Below are 23,417 nucleotides of genomic sequence, written 5' to 3'. Positions count from 1 at the left end.
GCGGCATTCGCAGGCCCACAAGGCCACAAGACGAGCCTTCGGAAGCATAATGAGCACGCACAACGTCTGGACACACAAGGGCACCTTCCTGCTGGCTGCCGTCGGCTCGGCAGTAGGGCTCGGCAACCTGTGGCGCTTCCCCTACCTGACCGGAGAGAACGGCGGCGGTGCTTTCATCCTGATCTACGCCCTGACCATCTTCGCCGTCGGCATCCCGATCCTGATCGCCGAGACCATGCTCGGCCGTGCCAGTCGCAGAAGCCCGATCATGGGCATGCAGTTCCTGACCCGCACCCACAAGACCTCCCGCGGCTGGGTATCGATCGGCTGGCTGGGCGCCGCCTCGGCCTTCCTGATCCTGAGCTTCTACTCGGTGATCGCCGGCTGGGCGATCCATTACACCTGGCTGATGCTGACCGGCACGCTGGTCGGCGCCGATGCCGCCACCATCGGCGCCGGCTTTGATGCTCTGCTGGCCTCGCCGGGCCTGCTCACGCTCTATCACACCTTGTTCATCATCGCCTCGGGAGTGATCGTGGGCCTGGGTATTCACAAGGGTATCGAAAGCGGGCTGCGCATCATGATGCCGGCACTGTTCGTGATCCTGCTGGTGATCCTCGGCTACGGCATCGCCAACGGCAATTTCGCCGCCGCGGCGAGCTTCCTGTTCACCTTCAACCTCGCCGACCTGAGCCTCGAAGGCTGGCTGCAGGCGATGGGCCAGTCGTTCTTCACCCTGAGCCTCGGCATGGGCGCGATCATGGCCTATGGCGCTTACATGGCCAGCGATGCCTCGCTGAGCCGCACCGCGTTCGCCATCGCTTTCATCGATACCGCCGTGGCCATGGTCGCGGGCCTGGCCATTTTTTCGCTGGTGTTCGGCGCCGGGCTCGACGCCGATGCCGGGCCGGGGCTGATGTTCGTGACGCTACCGCTGGCGTTCGCCGAGATGCCCCTCGGCGGCTTGATCGGCGGGGTATTCTTCATTCTGGTACTGGGCGCGGCCATCAGCTCCTCGATCTCGCTGATCGAGCCGGTAGCGGCCTTTCTGGTGGAGCGCTTCGACCTCACCCGCCCCCAGGCGGTGTTCGTCATGGTGGTGGCCAGCTGGGCGCTGGGCCTGCTCACGGTGGTCAGTTTCAATCTGTGGGCCGAAGCCAGCCTCTTCCACACCCTGTTCGGACGCAGCGCCTTCGACTTCATCGAGCTGCTGACCAATATCTTCATGCCGCTGGGCGGCCTGCTCATTGCGCTGTTCGCCGGCTGGGCACTGACCCACTCCGAAGTGATGAAGGAGATGCGTACCGGCGAAACCTGGTTCCGGGTCTGGCGCTTCCTGGTACGCTTCGTGGCACCGGCTGCGGTCGCCTTCGTCTTCCTGCGCACCATCCCGCAGGTCGAGGGGTATGTGATTCCGGCCATCGGCGCGCTGATCATCGTCGGCGCCTTTGCCGCCGGCCGCACCTTCCTGGCCGACAATCGCCAGGAACAGTAGAACGAACACCTTGCCGCCGCCTTCGGGCGGCGGCTCGATAGACGTCGCCCGACCTCTGCCATGCGGGGCCGGGCGAATAACAACGATTCCGGAAAGGAATAACGTGCAGGAACCAACATGCCATCCATCATCGACGTCAGGCACGTCCACAAGGCCTTCGGTGGCCTGAAGGTCATCAACGACTGCTCGATCCAGGTCGAGAAAGGTTCGATCACCGGGCTGATCGGCCCCAACGGGGCGGGCAAGTCGACGCTGTTCAACATCATCGCCGGGGCCCTGCCGCTCGACAGCGGCCAGGTCCTGCTCGACGGCGAGGACATCACCAACCGCCCCGCCAACGAGCTGTTCCACAAGGGCCTGTTGCGCACCTTCCAGATCGCCCACGAGTTCTCCCACATGACCGCGCTGGAGAACCTGATGATGGTGCCGCCGCGGCAAGCCGGGGAGAACCTGTTCGATGCCTGGCTCAAGCCGGGGCTGGTGCGCCGCGAGGAAGCCGAGGTGCGCCGCCGGGCGCTCGAGGTGATCGACTTCATCGGCCTGCACCACGTGCGCAACGAGCTCGCCGGCAACCTCTCCGGCGGCCAGAAGAAGCTGCTGGAACTCGGCCGCACCATGATGACCGATGCCCGTGTGGTCCTGCTCGACGAGATCGCCGCCGGGGTCAACCGCACCCTGCTGGGCGACCTGGTGAGCAACATCGAACGGCTCAACCGCGAGATGGGCTACACCTTCCTGGTCATCGAGCACGACATGGAGATGATCGCCCGGCTGTGCGACCCGGTGATCGTGCTGGCCCAGGGCAGCGTGATGGTCGAGGGCACCATCGAAGAGATCCAGAACAATCCTCAGGTGATCGAGGCCTACTTTGGCTCTAACGTGGCCTGAGGATTCCAACGTCGCCTGAGCAGCGCCGGCGCCTTTCGGCCTGGCCCGCAGAGATCGACAAGAAGAACAGTAACGACAGCGCAGAGAATCCACGATGCCATTACTCGAAGCACGCGACGTGCACGGCGGCTACGGCGGCATGAACATCCTCAACGGGGTGAACATGTCGATCGAGGCCAACGAGGTCGGCGTGATCGTCGGCCCTAACGGCGCCGGCAAATCGACCATGCTCAAGGCCATCTTCGGCCTGCTCACCGTCAGCCAGGGCGAGATCCTGCTGCGCGGCGAGCCGATCCACAACCTGCCGCCCAACAAGCTGGTACAGAAGGGCATGGGCTTCGTGCCCCAGGAGAAGAACGTCTTCCCCAGCCTCACGGTGAAAGAGAACCTGGAGATGGGCGCCTTCCTCAAGCCGGGCAACGTCAAGCGCATGCTCAAGCAGATCTACGACGTCTTTCCTCCACTTTACGACAAGCGCCACCAGCCCGCCGGCGAGCTCTCCGGCGGCCAGCGGCAGATGGTCGCCATGGGCCGCGCGCTGATGGCCGAGCCCGACGTGCTGCTGCTCGACGAGCCCACCGCTGGCCTCTCGCCGCTCTACATGAACGAGATCTTCGAGCGCGTGAAGGAGGTCAATGCCGCCGGCGTGGGCATCCTCATGGTCGAACAGAACGCCAAGCAGGCCCTGGCCATCGCCGACAAGGGCTTCGTGCTGGCCGCCGGCAAGAACCGCTTCACCGACACCGGCGCCGCCCTGCTCGCCGACCCGGAAGTGGCCAAGAGCTTCCTGGGCGGTTGAGCCCGGAGCCGTACTGGAGAGTGAGTCGTGAACGAACTGGTTTTCTTCATCAACAACGTGATCGTCGCCGGCAGCGTGTCCGGCTCGATCTACGCCATCGGCGCCATCGGCGTGACGCTGATCTTCAGCATCATGCGCTTCGCCCACTTCGCCCACGCCGACATGATGACCTTCGGCACCTTCATGGTACTGCTGCTGACGCTGGCTTTCCCTGGCGTGGGCGCAGTCGTGGGCCTGCCCACCCCCATCGTCATGCTGCCGCTGGCCATCGTGCTTACCGCCCTGCTCGCGGTGGGCATCGACAAGACCTTCTACAAGCCGCTGCGCGCCCACGGGGTCAAGCCCATCGTCATGGTAATCGCCTCGCTCGGCGTGACACTGATGCTGCAGGGGCTCATTCGCCTGTTCTCGGGAACCGGCGCCCAGAACCTCTACCTGGCCGGTGAGCGCAAAGAGATCTACCGCTTAGAGATGCCGTTCGAGTTGGCGTCTCGCCCCGTTATCGTCACCGAGCCGCAGATCATCCTGTTCGTGCTGACCATCGTCTGCGTGGTGGGGCTGCACCTGTTCCTCAACCGCACGCGGCTGGGCAAGGCCATGCGGGCAATGTCCGACAACCCCGACCTGGCACGGGCCTCGGGCATCAACACCAATCACATCGTGGCGGTGACCTGGGTGATTGCCGGTGGGCTTGCCGCTATCGCCGGCACCCTGCTGGCGCTCGACGTCACCTTCAAGCCCGACCTGAGCTTCTTCCTGCTGCTGCCGATCTTCGCCGCGGCCATCGTCGGCGGCGTGGGGCACCCTTACGGGGCCATCGCCGGGGGCTTCGTGGTCGGCTTCGCCGAGACGCTGGCGGTATTCAACTGGGCGGTATTGTTGCGCCCCTTCCGCGACAGCCTGCCCGAGTGGCTGGCCCAGGCCGGCAACCTCGCCTTCGTCGGCACCGAGTACAAGATCGTGGTGCCCTTCTTCATCCTGGTGGCGATCCTGGTGTGGCGCCCCACCGGCATCTTCAAGGGGAAGGTGATCTGATGAACACGCAACATACCGAACGTCGCGACGACGTCGTCGCCGCGCCGTCACGCTTCCCGCTACGTGAAGTCATCCTGTTCGGCGCCCTGCTGGCGATGATCCTGGGCGTTTACGCCATGATGGGCAGCGCCTACAGCACGCGCATGCTGGTGGAGGCGGCCTGCTACGCCATCCTGGCCCTGGGGCTGACCATCCAGTGGGGCTATGCCGGCCAGTTCAATGCCGGCGTGATGGGCTTCGTCGCCCTGGGCTCCTTCGCCACCATGTTCTTCAGCGTGCCGGTCAACGAGGCCTTCTGGGTCACCGAGCTACCCGGCGAACTGGGCCTGGCGCTGCTCTACGTGACCGCCGCGGTCTTGATCGTCTATGGTGCTACCAAGCTCGACCGCATCGGCGTGCCGAAGAGGCTGCGGACCTTGATCGCCATCGTGCTGGCCGTGGCGCTCTACCTGACGGTAATCAGCGTGCTGCGCGAGGTCACCGGCGAGATCGAATCCCGCGCCGGCTTCATCGGCGGTCTGGGCCTGCCGGCCTGGAGCGGCTGGATCGTCGGTGGCGCACTGGCCGGCGTGATCGGCTACTTCATCGGTCATATCTGCCTGGGACTACGCAGCGACTACCTGGCCATCGCCACCCTCGGCATCGCCGAGATCATCAAGGCGTTTCTCAAGAACTCCGACTGGCTGACCCGCGGTACCGCCACCGTCTCGCCGCTGCCCTGGCCTACCCCCGGCCCGAGCGAACTGGGCTTTACCCTGGCCCGGGCGTTGTACCTCTCGCTCACGGCGGTAATGATCGCGGCGATCTTCTTCCTGCTCCACCGCGCCTACCATGCCCCCTGGGGCCGCATGATCCGCGCCATCCGCGACAACGAGATCTCCGCCGCGGCAATGGGCAAGGACATCAACAAGCGCCGCCTGGAGATCTTCGTGCTGGGCTGCATCCTGATGGGCATCGGCGGCGGCGCGCTGGCCTCGTTCAACAGCATCTTCGATCCCAACGGCTTCCTGCCGCTCAACCACACCTTCCTGGTGCTGGTGATGGTCATCCTGGGCGGGCCCGGCAACAACCTGGGCACCATCTTCGGCGCCGTGGCGGTCTACATCATCTGGCTGATGTCCGAGCCCCTGGCGCTGTTCCTGATGCACGGGGCCGCCGCCCTCAGCGAGGGCTGGTTCGGCTGGGAGCCGCCGGGCAACCTCGACAGCCGTGCACTGCAGGCCCGGGTATTCGTGATCGGCCTGCTGATCACCCTGGTGCTGCGCTTCGCGCCGCAGGGGTTGTTGCCCGAGAAAGTCAAACACCACGGTTAGAGAGGGCTGATTTTTGCCTTGCGACCCACAGGGATGTGGGAAGTGCGTTGGCCCGCAGGGAACGGGCCTAGCCCTGGTCTTCGCTCGACGACTTTTCGAAAGAAGCCTCATGAACATGAAAGGCCCCGGCGGGAATCCCCGCCGGGGCCTTTGCTTGCACTTTCCGCTTCAGTTCAGGCCTGGATTAGTCCTGGATCAGGCCCTTGCCGACGAAGGTACCCCCTTCCACTGCCATTTCCAGTACCACGCCCGGTACGTCGCCGCTGTCGTCGAACTCGTGCCTGCCGGAGGCACCCTCGTAGTTGATCTCCTCGCCGGCCGCGATCAGCTCCACTGCCTTCTCCCACTCGCCGGGCAGGATCGTTTCGCCGGGGGCAGAGGAAACGCTACGCAGCGCCTCGGAGAGGCCTTCGCGCTCGGCGTTGCCGTTCTGCTCGATGGCCAGCGCCAGCAGGAAAGCGGCGTCGTAGGCTTGGGCGGCGAACACCGCGCTGGGGTCGAAGCCGGCCTCCTGAGCCGCCTGGTTGAAGATCTCGGTACCCGGCAGTTCGGGGCTGCCCGGGCGGGTAGCGATCATGCCTTCGAGGGCATCCGCACCCACCGCACCGACCAGCGAATCCCCCACCATGCCGTCGGCACCGGCGTACTGGGTGAATGCGCCACTCTCATAGGCTTGGCGCAGGATGGTCTGGCCCGAGCCATCGGCATAGGCGAGCACCACCAGGGTCTGGGCGCCGCTGGAAGAGAGCGAGCCCAGCTCGGAGCGGTAATCGGCGCGACCGTCCTCATGCGCAAGATTCTCGGCCACCGTGCCACCGCCGTCTTCGAAGGCCGTGGTGAAGGCATCGGCCAGGCCCTGACCGTAATCGTTGTTGACGTAGGTTACCGCCACTTCGTCGAAGCCCTTCTCGAGCATCAGCTTGGCCAGGATCTGGCCCTGGTAGGCGTCAGACGGCACGGTACGGAACACCAGGTCGTTGTCGTCCAGCTCGGTCACCGCCGGCGCCGTAGAGGCCGGCGAGACCATCACCACGCCACCGGGAATTGCCGCACTGTTGGCCGCCGCCACGGTCGCGCCGGTACACAGCGCCCCGACGATGGCGGTAACGTTCTCGGTATTGACCATGCGGTCCGCCGCGTTGGACGCCGCCGAGGCATCGCTACAGGTGGTATCGGCATTGGGCATGGCCAGTTCCTGTCCGCCGAGGATGCCGCCCTGTTCGTTGATCTGGGCCACTGCCAACCGCGCGCCGTCGAAGATCGGCGGGGTCAGGCTTTCGATCGGGCCGGTGAAACCGCCGATGAAACCGATCTTGACCTCCGCTTGTGCCGCCGCAGCGAATGCCACACTGGAGGCCGCAACTGCCATCGCCAAAACACTCTTCTTCATTTGTTCTTCTCACTCTGATGATTGAGGTATGGGTGAACGAGGTGTGGTGATTTACGTCTGGTTACGAATGAACGACACCCCTTTAATCTGGAAGCCCCAACGGCAAAACACAAGCCCCCCATACCAACGTTTGATCCTGACGGCACAGCGCCAAGCCCTTATCAGCGATGGAAAACCCGACACGACGAGAGGCTGCACGTTCAACGCTGTCGGCCAGGCTTGCCAGCCATCACCTATACTGAAGCGCGCAACGCCCAATCACAGGAGCCCCGCATGCACTCTGTCTCCCCCGCCCTGCTCAAGGAGATGCCATGACCCTGCCGGCGAGCCCCTTGTCCGTGACCGAACTCACGGGAAGCCATCACGAGGTCGGTGCGGAGCACGGCCGCATCCACCGCCACCTGATCGAGCGCGGCATCGAGGTGTACGGACAGCTATTCCAGGATTTCGTGGGGATTCGCTGGGAAGAAGCCCGCGACCGCGCCTGCCACTTCGAGGCCCAGATCGCGCAGGGCTTTCCTGAAATACTCGAGGAGATGAACGGCATCGCCTGGGGCGCGGATGTCGATTTCATCGACATCCTGACGCTCAACTGCCGCAGCGAGATCGCCCTGACACAGGCCAGCGGCGGCTGTTCGGCCTTCTCGCTGCAGCGCCACGGTAAGCAATGGCTGGCGCAGAACTGGGACTGGCGCCACGATCAGCTCGACAACGTGGTCGCCCTGCACATCCGGGGCGATGGGCGCCCCGCCCTGGTGAGCATCGGCGAGGCCGGCATGGTCGGCAAGGTGGGCCTGAACGACCGCGGCATCGGCGTCTGCCTCAATGCCATTCGCTCACAGACCTGCGGCGTCGGCCTGCCGATCCATATTGCCCTGCGCAAGATTCTCGAGTGCGACGACATGCCGAGCGCGCTCGCCGTGGCCACTCACGACCGGGTCTGCTCGCCTGCCCACTTCCTGCTCGCCAGCGCTCAGGTCGGCAACGAGGGGGGCCAGGCCGTCGGCCTCGAGGTACAACCCGGCGAGCCAGGGCGCATCGAGCCGCGCAACGGTATCGTCACGCATACCAACCACCTCTACGCAGAGGACACCCCCTGCCCGGTGCAGGACTTTCCCCGCACCGACTCCCGGCCACGCCTGTGTCGCCTCGATACGCTGCTGCATGACGAACTGCCGCCGGACGCCGATATCGACGAGGCCAGGTTGTTCGGCATCCTCAGCGATCATCAGGGCGCACCGCTGTCGATCTGCCGCCACTTCAACCCCGACCAGCCCGCCGAGGAGCGCATGGAAACCCTGTTCTCGGTGGTGATGAACCTCAGCGAACGGCGCCTGACCCTGCGCCACGGCAAGCCCTGCGAGAGCGACGACAGCCTGAGCATCAGCCTGAGCTGACACACCACCCGCTCAGGGAGCCGGGTTAGTCGCGGGCAGTTCGCCTTTCAGATAGCGCTCGGAGACGAGCAGGAACGAACGCCGGAACAGATCGTGCCGGGCCTCTTCCCGATAGAGTTGAAGCAACTCCCACTCCTCCTGGGAGAGGCTGGTGTCCTGGCGCGGATACTCACGGGCCAGGCGCACCGAGCCCGGGGTGGCATCGCAGATTTGCAGGGGCGGGGTGACGCCGCGGATGGCGGTATGAGTGCGGTACGACATGGCGACCTCCGTTCGCTCAATTAATGATAACGATTATCATTAATTGAGATGAATCTAGATGGCCGGCTGACCTCTGTCAAATACCATGAAGAAAAATCGTTCTCGTTTCCGTGGCGGCTTGCTTGCGGCAGGCGAGAGTGGTACACAAGATAACGCATACCATTCTCATTCAATACGGAGACGAACCATGAAGAAACTGCTGCTGCCCACCCTGCTGTCCGGCCTGATGATCGCAGCCACCGCTCAAGCCAGCTCCCCCACCGAGCACTTCGAAGGCGAGCCTTCCGAGACCCTGAGCCAGGCGGTGGCCAACTTCTCCGAAACCAACCAGCAGCTGGCCGAGCTGCTTGCCCAGGAAGAACTCAGCATGGAGGACCTCGGCACCATTCACGAACTCTCCTACACGCTGGAGAATGCGCTGCAGAAGATCGATGCCGAAGTGGAGACCATGGCGGTCAACCTCGAAGAGGTTCACCTGGGCTCAGAAACCGGTGAATTCGAGCGCGTGCAAAACCACGGTAGCGACTACCTGGAAGCGGCCCAGACGCTGGTGCCCTGAGCCGATCTGGCTGGACCCGCCCCGCCGCGGCACCATGGCGCCGCGGTACGGTTATCCGGCCAGAGCCTCCTCCACCACGCCTCGCGCCTCGTCGCTCATGGGCAGCGTCAACGCCAGCTCATGGGCACGCGGCGACATCTTCTTCCAGGTCATCTGCACGATACGCACCAGGTGGTCGTGCTCCACCTGCTTGGAGAAGTCGGCGAAATAGTTCTCGAGGAACACCAGGCAAGCGCAGTCCTCCACCGCCTGGGTGCCCGGATCGCGGCCCAGGCCCTGCTTGCGAATCATGCGGGAGACCTCGGCGGCGTCCTGCGGCGAATACCCCGCCGCCTCCATCACCCGCGCCGTGGTCTCGCCGGCCCGCTTACCCTGGTCGCGGCGCCAGGTGAGATAGCCCACGCGCCCTTCCGGGTAATCGTTGCGCGGCACCTCCCAGCGTTGCAGATGCTGCGAGCGCACCGCGATCTGCACCAGCTCGTCAGGCGCTTCCACCACCCGCTCCAGCCAGGCGCTCATGCGCCCCGCATGCCACAGCTCCAGGGGCAGGCTTTCACCTTCGACGTCGACCCGCCGCGGATCCTCGGCGTGCAAGGCATCGAGTTCGGCGATGGCACGCTGAAACGGTGTTTGATCTGGCATAGGAATGTCCTTGCAAGTCGTTATTGCCACAGCATACCGCATCCAAGCATGGCGCCGACAATCTGATCGTGGGTTGTACCGTGCTTTCAGTGTACTTGTAACTCACTGAAATCCAACTAACTTGATTGAGACAGCCATCGAAACGACATAGAGGTTGCTCAATGAAACGTACCGCTCTGATTGCCTTTCTCGCCATGCTCACGATCGGCTTCGCCCACGCCGAGGAACAGGACCTCAGCGTCAATGCGGACGACAACATGATCGAGTCGGAACTCATGCAGGAGCTCGAACAGACCCAGGGTCAGGACATCGAGACCCTGCAGCAGGCCGTGGACGCCCTCGAGCTGCGCAACGATCTGCTCGACGTGCTGATGCAAAAGGAAACACTCACCGACGGCGACCTGGCCATCATCCAGCAGCTCACCGAAGACATCGAGAACGCCCTGGTGAAGGTCGAGGAGGAGGTCGGCACCATGCGTGAGCGAGTGCGCGAAGTGCGCTCAAGCGCCGACAGCCAGGGGCAGGAAGGCATTCGCGAGAGCGGCAGGGAGTACCTGGACCGGGTCAGGACGCTGATGCAGTAAGGCTGGCCGGCACCAGGCAGACACGCGGGGACCCGGCGGCCACGACCGCCGGGTACGCGAGTTAGCGCACCAGCATGCGACCCAGCACGTCCTGCCCCTGGCGCCGATGCCACATCACCATCGCCACGTGGCCCACGATCAGCGCCAGCAGAACCCAGCCCAGCACACCATGGAACAGGCTGCCCGAGGCCACCATCCACTCTATTTCGCCCTCGAAGCCTGGCATCAGCGGAATACCGAAGGGCTCGAAGGTGCGCCCCGAACCGTACTGACGCAGCAGCGCCAGCGACGGCACCAGCAGCATCAGGCCATACAGGGCCAGGTGCCCCAGGCGAGCCGCTGCATTCAGCGCCGCTGGCCGGCTTGCCCGGCTCAACAACGCCCAGTCCATCCGCAACACCACCAGCACTAGCAGCAGCAGGCCCGTTGGTTTGTGAGTTGCCCACAGCAGCTCATCCAGCGCCGTGTCGCTCAACAGCACCCGCACGCTCGTTGTCAGGAACTGCCAGACGAACAGCAGCGCCATGCCCCAGTGCAGATAACGGCTCACACGCCCGTAATGGGTAACCTCGACAGCGTTCATGATCGGTTTCTCCCCTTGGCCACTAACGGCTTCGCTACGCTTGGTGCTCCAACCGTAGCGGCGGATTGAGGAAGCCGTGTGAACGCAGTGTGCATGCCGATGCCCGTGCCGATAGCAAGCCCATGCCCGGCGCTCTGTCTTGCGAGCCAAGCGCCTCGCTCGGCATGATAATAGCCCCCTTCCCCTGACCCGGAGCCTGCATGACCTTCTTCTCTCGCCTCAAGGAAGTGGCCTCGCCCATCATCGGCCTGGGCTGCATGAACCTCTCCCACGGCTACGGCAACCCGGTACCCGAGGCCGAAGCGCTACGCGCCCTGCATGAAGCCTTCGAGATGGGCTATCGACACTTCGACACCGCCACCCTCTACGGCGCCACGGCCAACGAACGGGTGGTCGGCAAGGCACTCGCCGGCAAGCGCAGCGAGATTCTGCTGGCCAGCAAATGCGGCATGGCCATGGACCCTGCGCTGGGCAAGAAGGTGATCGACGGGCGCCCCGAGACGATTCGCCGGCAGTGCGAGGAAAGCCTCGAACGCCTGCAAACCGACCATCTGGACCTCTACTATCTGCACCGGCTGGACCGCAACGTGCCCATCGAGGAGAGCGTCGGCGCGCTGGGACGGCTGGTGGAAGAGGGCAAGATTCGCACCATCGGGCTCTCGGAAGTGTCTGCCGCCACCCTGCGCCGCGCGCGGGCCGAGCACCCCATCGCCGCGGTGCAGTCCGAATACTCGCTGTGGACCCGCAACCCCGAGATCGCCCTGATCGACGCCTGCCGCGAAGCCGATACGGCCCTGGTCGCCTTCAGCCCGCTGGGGCGCGGCTTCCTGGCCGGCGCCGTCACCGAGGCCACGCAACTCACGGAGAACGACGTGCGCCGCGGCATGCCGCGTTTCAGTACCGAGAACCTGTCGCACAACCTGCGCCAACTGGAAAAGCTACAGGCAATTGCCAGCGAACAGAACGTGACCACCGGCCAGCTCGCCCTCGCCTGGCTCAAGGCCCAGGGCAACGACGTCATACCCATCCCCGGCAGCCGCTCCATCGCGCATATGCGCGAAAATCTCGCCGCCGAAGACCTGCGCCTGGATGCCGCCACCATTGAGCGGCTGAGCGCACTGCTGACACCGGACCAGGTAGCCGGCGCCCGCTACAGCGAAGCGCTGCAGGCCGAGATCGATACGGAGGAGTTTGGGGGATAGGGGCGGCTCGCCATATTGGTTCCGCCACTCCATAGGTTTTTATTAGCTGCCTGTGTGCACACGCGCCGGCGCCCTGGTTGCTGGCTCATCTCCTTTTCTGAGCTGCCCATGCGGCAGCTCACGCCTGAACATTCCCGGCCTTGGTCTTGCTGTTTTCTGAGCTGCCTGGACATCGCTCAGCCCAACACCTTAACACCTGACAACCGTGGCCGGGCCCGCCGCTTTCGCTGACCAGCTACCGCAGCCAAAGTGCAGCACACATAACTGACGAAAATATACAATTCTACTCCTCTCGCCGTCAGTAATGTTCTCCCTGCAACCCTCATCGTTGCCATCTACGAAGCCGCACCGCAACAGCAATGCTTTCCTTATCCACAACGACCGAGAGAAACAATATGAAAATTGCTAAACCATTGGCATTTTTACTTTTCTGCAGTGCCGGAGCCGCCATGGGAGCGGAAATAACCCCTCTCATGACTGAAGCACTCGTTAGCTTGCCCGACTCTCCCCAAGTCAAGATGCTGACTGTGCAATACGAGCCCGGGGGAATGTCAGCACCACACCGTCATAATTCCCATGTTTTCGTTTATGTACTGAACGGCAAGGTAGAAATGCAGGTGGAGGGTGGTGATGTAGTTACGTTAGAAGCTGGACAAACCTTTTATGAGTCACCTACGGACATTCATACTTTATCCAGGAATGCGAGCGACACCGAACCGGCAAAATTCCTGGTTTTTTTTGTCAAGGAAGCTGGCGCTGACGCAACGCTTCCACTCGATAACTCGGCTTCAATGCCAGTCGAGACAAGGTAATATCTGTCATATGGAAGGCAGGAAAAGAGGGGGTGTATTTTCCGAAATCCGACAGCCAGGAACTTGAGCTGCGTAACCCGTGCGGGCCGTGACGTCAGCTCGACACCCTGGCTGGACAGGTCGGGGAAGTTTCAATGCGCGCGCCCCGTGCGGCAGCTCACAGGTGACGACATTAACCGTGCCCGAACTGCGCTTTATGAGCTGCCTGTGCGGCAGCTCACGGTCATTCATGAGTACCCCGTATGATCGGCCTTTTCTGAGCTGCCTGTGCGGCAGCTCACCTGGGTCGAGTATCACGCGGTGTGGCAGGGCTTTTCTGAGCTGCCTGTGCGGCAGCTCACCACAGTCAACTGCGGCGCATTGCCCAAGAGCATTTCTGAGCTGCCTGTGCGGCAGCTCACGCCACTGCGGCGATCGACGGCGGTACCACTGCTTTCTGAGCTGCCTGTGCGGCAGCTAACAGGAAGTCCTTGCAGCCCTGCTCGGTGAAGCATTTCTGAGCTGCATGTGCGGCAGCTCACTGGTTCTCTCCGGACTGCCGCCACCACAGCAATTTCTGAGCTGCCTGTGCGGCAGCTCACATGTCTTTACCGGCCACACCACTTGTTTGATTTTTCTGAGCTGCCTGTGCGGCAGCTCACTACGGGGGCGCTATTGGCAATGCTGCTCAGGCTTTCTGAGCTGCCTGTGCGGCAGCTCACAGGACTGGGCGACATCCACCACGGAAGTAGCGTTTCTGAGCTGCCTGTGCGGCAGCTCACTCTGGGATCTGCCACTAACCGCCTCACGAAATTTTCTGAGCTGCCTGTGCGGCAGCTCACCTCAGCTTGCGAAGGCCCTGCTCCACTTGCCATTTCTGAGCTGCCTGTGCGGCAGCTCACTCCTCCAGCTCTTCCTGGATGACTTCGATGGTTTTCTGAGCTGCCTGTGCGGCAGCTCACGCCGGTCAGCGCCACATGGGTCGCCTTCAGCATTTCTGAGCTGCCTGTGCGGCAGCTCACGCCGAGGCGGCCGACTGAACGCAGGGCGTAGATTTCTGAGCTGCCTGTGCGGCAGCTCACGCCGAGGAGCACGAGTGTGAGCGGGCGGTGCTTTTCTGAGCTGCCTGTGCGGCAGCTCACTAATGCGCTATCGCGCACCGCTCACCGGCCATTTTCTGAGCTGCCTGTGCGGCAGCTCACGCCCCGGCGACGATGACCAGCTCATGCCCGGTTTTCTGAGCTGCCTGTGCGGCAGCTCACGTGCCGGCGTGGCGTAGACGCAGCATGTGCTTTTTCTGAGCTGCCTGTGCGGCAGCTCACGCGCGCGACGTCGTCGACATCGAAGGCGTTAATTTCTGAGCTGCCTGTGCGGCAGCTCACTCGACGATCGCCGGCAGCAGCTCGCCGACGACTTTCTGAGCTGCCTGTGCGGCAGCTCACTAATGCGCTATCGCGCACCGCTCACCGGCCATTTTCTGAGCTGCCTGTGCGGCAGCTCACGCCCCGGCGACGATGACCAGCTCATGCCCGGTTTTCTGAGCTGCCTGTGCGGCAGCTCACGTGCCGGCGTGGCGTAGACGCAGCATGTGCTTTTTCTGAGCTGCCTGTGCGGCAGCTCACTAGCGAAGGCTTCAACATTGGACATGCTCATATTTCTGAGCTGCCTGTGCGGCAGCTCACCGTGCCCGCTCGGGCTGCGACTGCTTTGGTCTTTTCTGAGCTGCCTGTGCGGCAGCTCACAGAACGTTCACGGCAGTGGCGTCGATGATGCTTTTCTGAGCTGCCTGTGCGGCAGCTCACACATTCCCGCTCGCCCGAATCGTCGGCGGGCTTTTCTGAGCTGCCTGTGCGGCAGCTCACTAGAGCGTATTCAAGTTAAGCGATTGATTGTTAAAGAGCAATGCTTTGAAAGAGCAACGCCTCCCTTTTCAGAGAGGCGTCAGTAACAACTTGATTTAACAGGCCCTAGCGTGACCTTCTGAAAAAAGGGTCAGAACCAGGGCACAGTGGCCTCACTGCTCAACCCGTAATGGTTGAAGCGACCCGCGATAGGCTGAGACTGCGGCTGGCCATGCTCGATGAAGAGCGCAAACCGCTGTCCGCTTGAGCGGCTGCTGACCTGTACGAAAGGCAGGGCGATCTGCCGGGAAGCAGGTGCCTCCATCAAGCGCTGCGCTTCTTCGACTTCGATGCTGTGTCGTTGTGCATACCGCTTCGCCCGGCTAGGACTTCCGGTATTGAACTGTCGACGCCGAACGACGCAGTGCTTTGCATCGGCAGGCACAGGTTGAATGGATGCCAACGTGATGTGGTCGCGCATGCCGGTGAGCCACGAGACCTCCATTAGTTGCTCCAATCGCGGGAGCTCAGCATGCAGTCGCAACCGATCTCCCGGCGTGCGTGCACGCACGCCGGTTTTGTGATCGGGGAAGCTGATGCCGATGTCATTGGACTTCAGGTCGAAAAGGGCGCGATGCAACTTGCTGTATAGCGCCCCCATTAGCATCGCAGGCCGGAAATCCGGATCGGGTCGCAGATGAATATCGAGATAGTGGTCCATGGCTTACCCCGCTTCGCCGAATACACCACCACGGATCAGCGTAGCCATGACGAAATGCTGCTGCTCTGGTTCTGGCTGCTGATCCTTGATCATCCAGTTGTCGAGCAGAGAGTAAAAGTCAGCTTTTTGCTTGGGTTGGCGATAGGCCTTGCCTTGGGTAGTGACTGAACCATAAGGTTCGACGGCGATAGGCCCAAGATCCTCGTCGTCCTCCTGCGGATACCAAGTGTCCACCGTACGGATGGCATTGCCGAGCTTCTGAGAGTGCATGCCTGCAATTTCACCGACCTGATAGAGTGTTTTGCTCTTGTCACCTCGACTACGATCCAGAATCAGTTCCTGGGAGGGGAAGACCTCCTGGCCATTTCCAACTCGTGCGAAAGCCGTGACATCAAGCAGAACATGTCGCGAGCCGCTTAACCCCTCGGCAATACGTGCAGTGAGCGATTCCAAGCTAGAGCGCGTATCTTCGGTCGGCTCAAAGTCACGCAGGGAGAGGGAGAGAGCATCGAACGTCCAAGTGTCGACGGCTTCACCTTGCTCCATCAGGCGTACCTGTATCTCGACCTGCTCCGCTCCGATTCGGTTGCGCCACAGGAAGCGTCCGTTCGCTAGGTTGTAGGCATAGCGGCTGGCCAGAGTCTCAAACCCGTAAGAGTGTACATAGCCACTCACCGCCTCCTTGAGTTTCGCTTGATACTCGGCGTTATTGCAGGCTGAGGGTACGCCGGCTCCGCCGAGTACCCGAAGCGTAAAGCGCACCTTCAGTGTATCGGCATCGCTGGGCAAGGTCGCAACATCGACAGTCTGCAGGTTAGGGTTTTCGATAGCTGCATCCAGCTTGGCGGGGTCCTGATCTTTGGCTTTCAGGCGGTTGGAAATCGTGCCCCGCACCGACTTCTCGCGAATGGCGATAGCGGGCCACGCTTCTGCCTGGTCGCGCGTTTCCCAGTTACCGGCAAAGAACAAGGCATCGGAAGGGTCGAGCTTGCGCTCGAAGGCGAGGACGGAAGCAGTCTTGAGGGTATCGTTTTTGGCCATGATTCATTTCCCTGTCGTTATGCTCTTGTTGAGCGATTGTGATAGTCGTTATTGAGTCGATAGAGGCCGGCATCGAGATCGTTGCCTACATACCAAAGCAGCTCTTCGGGGCACTGCAGACGATGCGGGCTGATCCATTGCCCGATGGAGTAAAGGCTTTCGACAAAGCGGAAAGGCGTTTCGGCATCGCGCGAATTGGCGACCGTACCTGGCTCGAACACTTCGGTCAGCGCGCCATAGCCGATCGGAATCGGCACGATCCAGCCAGGTGGGCGTCGTATCTCCCAGCTCACCTCTTCGTGGATTTCGCCCTGGGCGCTCTCTATCGGTTTGAGGTGGCACTCATGGTTGAGACGCGACAGGTCGAGCCAGGCGTCCAATATGGTGGCAGTGGGCCTGGCCTCACGCATTTCCTCGAAGCGCTGCGCCAGCAGATCATCGCGGGATACCAACGTGAATCCCGGCAACCAACGGCGCTTGAGTCGTCTGAACTGCTCATCACGCTCCTCGCCGCTTTCCTCCAGCGGAATAAGTGTCGGGCGTGAGCGCGAGGTTCGGCCCGGCAGCGCCGGGATAACGCTGCCACCGGCGATACGCATGCCCGCGACGATCTCGGCCACCTCCTTGGCCAGGGCACCACGCTCGGCTTCGTTACCACTGCAGACGTCCCCGCGAACGGCAAATACTAGGGTGATATCAAGGTGGACACGCCCTTCCTCGACAATAGCCGCAGTGCCACCGCTCCGGTCGACCGGGTTGCGCGTCAAATGGAAAGTGCGGGTAAAGCCATTCTCTGTTGCCTGAGCCTCGAAGTCGTGGCAAATGACACCGACACCGTCGAACAGCAGCAAAATATTACTCGTAGCGAGTTTACGTTCGAGCGCATGCATCAATCCGATGAAGGCGCTAATGGCGGGGAACCCCCAGGTCATCTGGCTGGAGATGGCATTGGCGTTCTGCACTCGTAAGCGAGGCAGCACCAGAAGATTTTGAACCTCACTCATTGCCAAGGCCTCCCTGCCAGTCATCCAGCTCGTGATCGAGCGACTCCATCCAGCGGCGGTCACGCTCCAACCAGCGCTGGTAGGTCGCATCACGCTCCAGTTCCCGCGACCAGTGGCGATGCTCGGTATCACCCAAGGGCAATTTGCGACCAAGCGCATGGTTTAGCCAGTTGGCAAAGCGCTGCCTGATTGCACTTTCCCAGTCCGTCGACTCGCGAGCCTCACGAAACGCCTCGTCGATTTCCGCTCGACCGGGGTCCAGCCAGTACACCTCTTCAGCCGGCAGTCGGCATTTATCATCATTACTCCACCCCGGCGGCAGTCCATGGAGTTGCATGGTGAACAGCATCAGCTCATCCATCAGCGCCGCGTTCAGGTCATCGCGCAGACCACGGGCCTGGTAATCGTGCGATGGGCTGGATTCAAGGAAGCGCCTCAGATCGCTGACTAACCGCTTGACCTCACGTCGCCGCCCGAAACGCGGGAATACCGAGTCGGTCAACAACGGCGCCTTGGTATCCTGCGAAGCCCAGCGCGGCGGCAGCGAAGCCAGCAGGTAGTTGCTACCACCCCGCTCGCTATTCAACTGGGATATGTTCTGTGGCTTGGTTCCCCCCAGCTTCTGTACCGCCAGATTCGGGTAGTCGTGATATCCCTCTTCAGAGAACGCCTGTTCACGACGCGCCTTGCGCGCCGCCTTAGCCGCTTCGCCGAAGCGGTCCGCATTGATGGCCAGGATTACGCTATGCGCCAAGGACGTAGCATAGAGCGGCGCTAGCAGGTGGTAGTCGTTGTTATCGACAGGATCCTCGCCCACCAGCCAGTAGAGCTGCTTGGCGCGTGTATGTGAGGCCTCACCGCCGCGCGGCTCGGTAATGGCAGCGAAGGCCTGCATCCAGGCATGGGCCTGTTCAGGATCGTCGCTGAGGGCAGCGGCGAGTTCCGCGTCGTTCTCCAGCACTCGCTCCAGCAGTGACTTTCCTTGGTGTTCGAGTTTAAGAAACTTGTAGACATCCAGAGCGGCGGCATTGCCGACCACATCGCCGAGGAAATCCGCCGGCAGAACATGACTGCCCACTGCTGGATGAGCGGATAGCGACTCTGGAGGTACGTATAGGTTGGTGCCCTTGGCGTCGGGATGGATCGGTTTCAGCGAGTGAGTGACGACCTGGAGCTGAGCGACTCGGCGCGCCGCGTCGCTGATCCAGGCATCGAACTGGAATTGCGCGACCAGCTCATCGCGTTTGGGGTCGTCGGGCACAAGCTTTTCAGCCTTTGCATCGAAGCGTTCCTGAAGGAAGCCTTCAATCAAGGCTCGCAGGCCTGTCCCTGGGTCACTGGCCATTAAAATATTCTCCATTGTAGTTTTATTTTTAGGGTAAAGGGATTCGTGCTATTTAGATCAAATGTAGCTAGCCTGTAGCTCTGCCGCAAGGCAGCTCAGAAAATTGTCGCTTTGTCTTTCGGGATAATGTGCTGCCGCATAGGCAGGATGGCCGGCCAACGCCGGCCCACCTCAACGCCGCTTGGTGAACCCCAGCGCGGCGTGATAACGCCACCCTTGCCGGTTCTCGGGTACCGTCACGGTGCCGAACTTCCGGGCAGCCTCTTCCAGCGGCAATTCCAGGTCGTCGGCCAGTGCTACCAGTGCCTCCATATAGTCCGTTTCCCCCCACGGCTGGATACGCTTACCCCCCACGGTGTCCAGCTCGATGCGGGTCAGCAAGCTCTCTTCGACCGGCACATAGAGACTTTCGCCGCGTCTGGCGCCCTTGTGGACTCGGTGTAGATCCCACTCCTCACCGCTCTCATCCGGCCTGAGAATGAGCTCCTCCTGGGGTGTGGTCTGCTCACGGAAGGGCTGGCACTGTGGCATCACGCCCAGCAGGTGAACACGTGGCATGGCGTACCAGGTATAGGCACCCAGCGATGGCGGTGGAGGCTCTTTCATGGCACGCAATTCACGCTTACTCAGCACCTTGCTGGGAGGTTCGACCATGGCGGCCTGCAAGCGAGCATGCTCGAGATCAATGAGGCTATCGTGGGGCTTGAGTGTGTCCCGTGCGACGATCCGCGGCCTGGCATCGATGACTTGCCACTCCTCGGACTGCAGCAGTTGCTGCAGGGAGTGGCTGTTGAGCGCCCACTCCTGCGACGTCTCGAAACCGGGACGGCGGAATGCCAACTCACCCGGGTTCTCAAGGTGCTTCAGGTTGGTATCGAGCAGTAGGATATTGGGCGTGGTGCACTCACCCTCGCGATGGCGCCGCACCCGCCCGGCGAGCTGAATGATGGATCGCATGGAGGAGGGCTCGACGATGGCCCAATCGTAGTCGTGGTCCCGGCCGACCTCGGTCACCGGCGAGCCGAGCACAATAAAGATCTGGTCCGCTTCCGGTGAGACCTCAAGGCAGCGGCGCACCTCCGGCAGATCGAACACAGCATCGGCATTACGCCGGTCAAGCGTACGGTCGAGGCGTCGTTCGATAGCCGAGCGAATCAGTAGCGGATGCTGAGAGTGGTAAACACACAGGTGGATTCGCTGCCCTTCCACAGCGCCCAGACGATAGAGCGCCAAAGCCACATCGAAGATCGGCTCGATATTGGCCAGACGAAGCAGCCCGAAACTGACACGCTTGCCGCTATGCGGGTCGATGCTGTGATGTCGTTCATGCAGAGCCGTGACATGTTCACGCAGCCGTTCGGCCAGCGCTTGCCTTATTGCGTCTGGGGCCTTGCCCACTCCATCCATAGGCACCAGCTCGGCGCGACGCCTTATGGCATCTGAGGCCAAGCGTCCGTATCGCCGTATCGCGAACTGCCGATGCGACTCAGCGAAGGCTTCGCCGTTGGCGCAGTCCGCATGCTGTCGATCATGCTCATCGAACCAGGCGCAGCAGATATCCACCGGCAAACCGGGCACGCCTCGATTGCGCTGATAGTGCTCACGCCCATTGCGATAGGCCTCATACAGCCCCCGTACCAGCGCTGGCGGCAGAGTGGCAGAGGAGAGCAGTACTCGCGACCCGAGCAGCCCCGCCCAGTGCACCAGCCGGGTCAGCGCAGGCAGGTCGTTGACATCAAAATCGTCGATCTCATCCAGCACCAAATCGCTGCTCATCAGCCGCAGCATCGGCGCAATCTGACGTCCGCCTCGGGTACTCTCGGTGGCCGGCACCAGGTGGTCGACGGTGCACACCAGGATCGGTGCCGCAATCAGTGGCCGAGTACCAAAATCATCGTTGAGCCGCCGCAGCACCGGGTGGCTCTCGAAATTGCCATCGAAAACCACATGTCCGTCCTCCTCGATCAACTGCTGCACGGAGGCCGATCCACTCTTCTCGGCCTCCCGCTCGTAGTGTTCGAACAAAGCACGGTTGGCGCTACCGCCGACCCGTACCGCCAGCTCATCCTCGCCCAGATTGAGCCGCTCGCGGTAGGCCTGACCAGTCTGAAGCGTCAAGGTGCGCAGGCCAAGAGCCACGCAGAAGCGCGCACCCTGTTGCGGGTCCGCCAGGGCGTAGAGAATCCGCCCGTTGGCCAGTGTCTTGCCACAGCCGGTGGAGGCCATATTGATGCCGAAGAACCCTTGCCGCTCGCTCCGCTCGCGCAGCGCCTGGGTGAGATCATAGGCTCGATCCTGCCAGCGGAAGCGCAGGTGGTCGCTGCGCTTGCGAAATCCCTTGTGACGAGCCAGGCGCGGAAGGTGGCTGGTAAGGCTTGGCAGCGCCCGGGCAACGGCAGCAGCATGCTTCTCGACGCCCAATATATGTTCATCGAGTGGTTGGTTGAGCTGGCCTGTCTTGCGAACGGTATTGGCGTACAGAGGATACCCCGCTTCCCCTCTGACCCGGTGGCGCAACTCTTCCAGGCTGGAATAGTGGTGATCAGCCAGCATCAAGCTGAGCCGCGCCAAGTGGATGGCATACGGCTCATCCAGCCAAGATCGATCCGGCTGGGGGCGCTTCAGGAGTCGCTGTGCCAGATGCCGCGCGCGCTCACGCCACTTCTCCGTGGTCACTGGCAGGCCGTGCTTGAAGGTCCAATAAAGCGCCTGTTGCTTCTTGTCCTGACTGTCAGCGATCTCGTTCCAGTCGGCAGAGATTGTCGCAGGCAGGTCTCGTAACTGGTCCGCCCGAAATACGGGTTTCTCTCTCCCCCAACGAGCTGACTCAGGATCAGCATGGAGCTTGTCCCCCGGCATCAAGGGTAAGCGGTGATGAGTGACTATTAACCAGCCTATGGCCGCGGCCAGAGGGGGTAAGTTTTGAAATGGCAACTTGGAAAGGTCATCCAATCCATCGCGCTCCAATCGCGCTAGCCAGGGCGACTCGTCCTCAGCGCTATCTTCATGCCCCAAGCGAGTCAGCCAGCCCGTATCGTCATCTTCTCCGACGAAGGCCTGGAACAGGCGGAGCGAGATCCATTCATGGCGGTAGAGGTTACGTCCCTCAAGCTTGCCTAAGAGCCGATGCTGAAAGGCCTCGCATGCCTTACCCAGATCATGCAAAAGCGCGGCCATGGCGGCCAGCAAAAGGATGTCTTCGCCGGTATGCCAGTCATTTTCATCGCTGCGACGCAGCATATCCCGGGAAGTCGTGTTGGTGGGTACCGCTCCTTGTAGGTTGAAGCGTTTGGCATCACCAACAATCCACATCAGCTCGCTGTGATCGCGCCCACGGATCCAGTGGCAGGCAATTGCGGCATTCTTACGTGCTGTCTTACGTAGCAGTTTGCGTAGCGTATCTAGCCCCGCCTGAGTAATCGGCGTTTGCCAGGTACGATCGCCGCGCCGCTCGGCGAACTGATCGAGGATGCGTCGCGTCTCCTTGAGCGCGTTCTTGCTGCACTGGGAAACTAGCAAGACGTTCACTCCGCTGCTCCTCCCTGCGCGAGCGCGACGTCCTTCAAGGTGTCGATCATGAAGTCGAGGGATTCCGTGCGAGTCAGCCGCTCGATGCATGCCTGGCGAAACTCCTGCTCCTCGTCGCCCCGCATGGCGGAAAGAAACGCCTGGGGCAGTATGACGGCATCCTTGACCAGATCGGCCACGTCGAACACCAGGCCACCGCGACGCGTCTTGCCATGCAGCACCGCTAAGCCGTGAGGGATGCCGAGAACCCAGGTAGCCGTAGCTGCCAAGCCATAGGCCAGGTAGTTGCCGTGGTCGAGGAAGCGGTTGGCAGGATCGGCACCGCTGCCCCGCTTGGCACGGGTGAACTCTCCGTAGCCCACGGCCTGGGTGGCTAGCTTGAACAGCAGTTTGGTCAGGCGCGCTTCGAGGGTAAGAAGATCGGTCGTTGTGGGAGACTTTGAAATGACTTCACGATGCGTTGCCAAGGCTTGGTGAAGCGCATCCGCCGAAGCGGTGAAACCGGCCTCCTTGAGATGGCGATCGGTCCATAGGGCTTCGATTCTATCTATCCGTGCGAGCTGGAATGCTTTTGCTGCCTCCAGTCGTTTCTCGTCCTCGAACCAGAAGCGCACCCAGTATTGAAGATATTCCGTGGGACGGTATTCGCTCTGAGGGGTCAGCCAAGCGACATCGACATCCACCTCATTGGCGGCGAACAGTGGCGTACCGCCACCGCCGCAGAAACCAACCAGCACACCGGCTTTGGCCAGCTCACGCATCGCCGCCTGGGTAATCGAGGTGCCGGTACCCAACAGTAGCGAAGTCGTGTTGGCGATAGGGATGTTCCAGTAGCGAGACCGACTTCCCTCGTCGGTGACGTACTCGACGCGACCGCCATTCACCAGCACGCGGCAGTGCTGCAAGTAGTAGAGGTTGGCTCGTTTCGAGTGCAGGATCGTTTTTAGATCCGAAGGCGAAAGGTCATCCATGAGTTCCCTGTCGTACTTTTTTGTTAC

The 23,417-nt window shown here is 61.9% G+C and carries 20 protein-coding genes and 1 CRISPR repeat array; of the genes, 10 read left to right on the top strand and 10 right to left on the bottom strand.

Annotation, left to right across the window (positions count from 1 at the left end):
* Positions 1-49: 49 nt before the first annotated feature.
* The 5 genes from KPL81_RS16735 to KPL81_RS16715 all read left to right on the top strand — a co-directional run bounded on the left by KPL81_RS16735 (position 50) and on the right by KPL81_RS16715 (position 5,530).
* The gene (locus tag KPL81_RS16735; protein WP_209475692.1) at positions 50-1,495 is read left to right on the top strand and encodes a sodium-dependent transporter; all 1,446 of its coding nucleotides are present in this window, start codon (positions 50-52) and stop codon (positions 1,493-1,495) included.
* A gap of 117 nt (positions 1,496-1,612) precedes the next feature.
* Positions 1,613-2,383: an ABC transporter ATP-binding protein gene (locus KPL81_RS16730; RefSeq protein ID WP_209475690.1), complete on the top strand. Its 771-nt coding sequence runs from the start codon at positions 1,613-1,615 to the stop codon at positions 2,381-2,383.
* A gap of 94 nt (positions 2,384-2,477) precedes the next feature.
* Entirely contained in the window at positions 2,478-3,182 is a 705-nt protein-coding gene (locus KPL81_RS16725) for an ABC transporter ATP-binding protein (protein ID WP_219793145.1), read from the top strand.
* A gap of 27 nt (positions 3,183-3,209) precedes the next feature.
* Positions 3,210-4,217, top strand: coding sequence for a branched-chain amino acid ABC transporter permease (locus KPL81_RS16720; RefSeq protein WP_219793144.1), 1,008 nt, complete (start codon positions 3,210-3,212; stop codon positions 4,215-4,217).
* A complete protein-coding gene (locus KPL81_RS16715) occupies positions 4,217-5,530 on the top strand; it encodes a branched-chain amino acid ABC transporter permease (protein ID WP_219793143.1) in 1,314 nt (437 codons plus the stop codon). Before KPL81_RS16720 ends, KPL81_RS16715 begins: the two co-directional genes overlap by 1 nt.
* Before the next feature lie 184 nt (positions 5,531-5,714).
* Here KPL81_RS16715 and KPL81_RS16710 read toward each other — a convergent pair whose 3' ends face one another.
* Positions 5,715-6,899, bottom strand: a complete 1,185-nt coding sequence (locus KPL81_RS16710; RefSeq protein ID WP_240549337.1) for an ABC transporter substrate-binding protein — start codon at positions 6,897-6,899, stop codon at positions 5,715-5,717.
* Positions 6,900-7,231: 332 nt separating this feature from the next.
* Between KPL81_RS16710 and KPL81_RS16705 the strand changes: the two genes are divergently transcribed.
* The gene (locus KPL81_RS16705; protein WP_219793141.1) at positions 7,232-8,317 is read left to right on the top strand and encodes a C45 family autoproteolytic acyltransferase/hydrolase; all 1,086 of its coding nucleotides are present in this window, start codon (positions 7,232-7,234) and stop codon (positions 8,315-8,317) included.
* A 12-nt stretch (positions 8,318-8,329) separates the two neighbouring features.
* Here the strand turns inward: KPL81_RS16705 and KPL81_RS16700 are convergent, their stop codons facing one another.
* Complete coding sequence (locus KPL81_RS16700) at positions 8,330-8,578, bottom strand: hypothetical protein (RefSeq protein WP_209475679.1); 249 nt, start codon at positions 8,576-8,578, stop codon at positions 8,330-8,332.
* A 187-nt stretch (positions 8,579-8,765) separates the two neighbouring features.
* Between KPL81_RS16700 and KPL81_RS16695 the strand changes: the two genes are divergently transcribed.
* Positions 8,766-9,137 (top strand): DUF6746 family protein, encoded by a 372-nt coding sequence (locus tag KPL81_RS16695; protein WP_209475677.1) that lies wholly within the window; start codon positions 8,766-8,768, stop codon positions 9,135-9,137.
* Positions 9,138-9,188: 51 nt separating this feature from the next.
* Here the strand turns inward: KPL81_RS16695 and KPL81_RS16690 are convergent, their stop codons facing one another.
* Positions 9,189-9,779, bottom strand: coding sequence for a DUF4202 domain-containing protein (locus tag KPL81_RS16690; RefSeq protein ID WP_219793140.1), 591 nt, complete (start codon positions 9,777-9,779; stop codon positions 9,189-9,191).
* Between the two features lie 161 nt (positions 9,780-9,940).
* Between KPL81_RS16690 and KPL81_RS16685 the strand changes: the two genes are divergently transcribed.
* Entirely contained in the window at positions 9,941-10,363 is a 423-nt protein-coding gene (locus KPL81_RS16685) for a DUF6746 family protein (protein ID WP_219793139.1), read from the top strand.
* Positions 10,364-10,424: 61 nt separating this feature from the next.
* On the opposite strand, the gene KPL81_RS16680 is transcribed toward KPL81_RS16685, so the two are convergent.
* A complete protein-coding gene (locus tag KPL81_RS16680) occupies positions 10,425-10,946 on the bottom strand; it encodes a cytochrome b (protein WP_219793138.1) in 522 nt (173 codons plus the stop codon).
* Between the two features lie 200 nt (positions 10,947-11,146).
* Here KPL81_RS16680 and KPL81_RS16675 point away from each other — a divergent pair, with 200 nt between their 5' ends.
* The gene (locus KPL81_RS16675; RefSeq protein WP_240549336.1) at positions 11,147-12,148 is read left to right on the top strand and encodes an aldo/keto reductase; all 1,002 of its coding nucleotides are present in this window, start codon (positions 11,147-11,149) and stop codon (positions 12,146-12,148) included.
* Positions 12,149-12,543: 395 nt separating this feature from the next.
* Positions 12,544-12,960 (top strand): cupin domain-containing protein, encoded by a 417-nt coding sequence (locus KPL81_RS16670; protein WP_219793137.1) that lies wholly within the window; start codon positions 12,544-12,546, stop codon positions 12,958-12,960.
* Between the two features lie 193 nt (positions 12,961-13,153).
* Positions 13,154-14,801: a CRISPR direct-repeat array (repeat unit 28 nt; unit sequence TTTCTGAGCTGCCTGTGCGGCAGCTCAC).
* A 130-nt stretch (positions 14,802-14,931) separates the two neighbouring features.
* Here the strand turns inward: KPL81_RS16670 and cas6f are convergent.
* The 6 genes from cas6f to cas1f form a co-directional block, all read right to left on the bottom strand.
* On the bottom strand, positions 14,932-15,501 hold the full coding sequence (gene cas6f / locus KPL81_RS16665; RefSeq protein WP_219793136.1) for a type I-F CRISPR-associated endoribonuclease Cas6/Csy4: 570 nt from the start codon (positions 15,499-15,501) through the stop codon (positions 14,932-14,934).
* Between the two features lie 3 nt (positions 15,502-15,504).
* Complete coding sequence (gene csy3 / locus KPL81_RS16660) at positions 15,505-16,542, bottom strand: type I-F CRISPR-associated protein Csy3 (RefSeq protein WP_219793135.1); 1,038 nt, start codon at positions 16,540-16,542, stop codon at positions 15,505-15,507.
* 17 nt (positions 16,543-16,559) lie between these two features.
* Positions 16,560-17,546 carry a type I-F CRISPR-associated protein Csy2 gene (gene csy2 / locus KPL81_RS16655; protein WP_219793205.1) on the bottom strand — a complete coding sequence of 329 codons (987 nt, stop codon included), beginning with the start codon at positions 17,544-17,546 and terminating at the stop codon, positions 16,560-16,562.
* Entirely contained in the window at positions 17,539-18,858 is a 1,320-nt protein-coding gene (gene csy1, locus KPL81_RS16650) for a type I-F CRISPR-associated protein Csy1 (protein WP_240549335.1), read from the bottom strand. The genes csy2 and csy1 overlap by 8 nt, the downstream gene beginning before the upstream one ends.
* 204 nt (positions 18,859-19,062) lie before the next feature.
* A complete protein-coding gene (gene cas3f, locus KPL81_RS16645; protein WP_219793133.1) occupies positions 19,063-22,419 on the bottom strand; it encodes a type I-F CRISPR-associated helicase Cas3f in 3,357 nt (1,118 codons plus the stop codon).
* Positions 22,416-23,390 carry a type I-F CRISPR-associated endonuclease Cas1f gene (gene cas1f, locus KPL81_RS16640; protein ID WP_219793132.1) on the bottom strand — a complete coding sequence of 325 codons (975 nt, stop codon included), beginning with the start codon at positions 23,388-23,390 and terminating at the stop codon, positions 22,416-22,418. The genes cas3f and cas1f overlap by 4 nt, the downstream gene beginning before the upstream one ends.
* Positions 23,391-23,417 lie beyond the last annotated feature (27 nt).

The sequence above is a fragment of the Billgrantia antri genome (assembly GCF_019430905.1).
In the GTDB taxonomy this organism is placed as follows: Bacteria; Pseudomonadota; Gammaproteobacteria; order Pseudomonadales; family Halomonadaceae; genus Halomonas; species Halomonas antri.
Note: the sequence above shows the minus strand (reverse complement) of the source record. Positions and strands in the feature narration are given on the sequence as shown.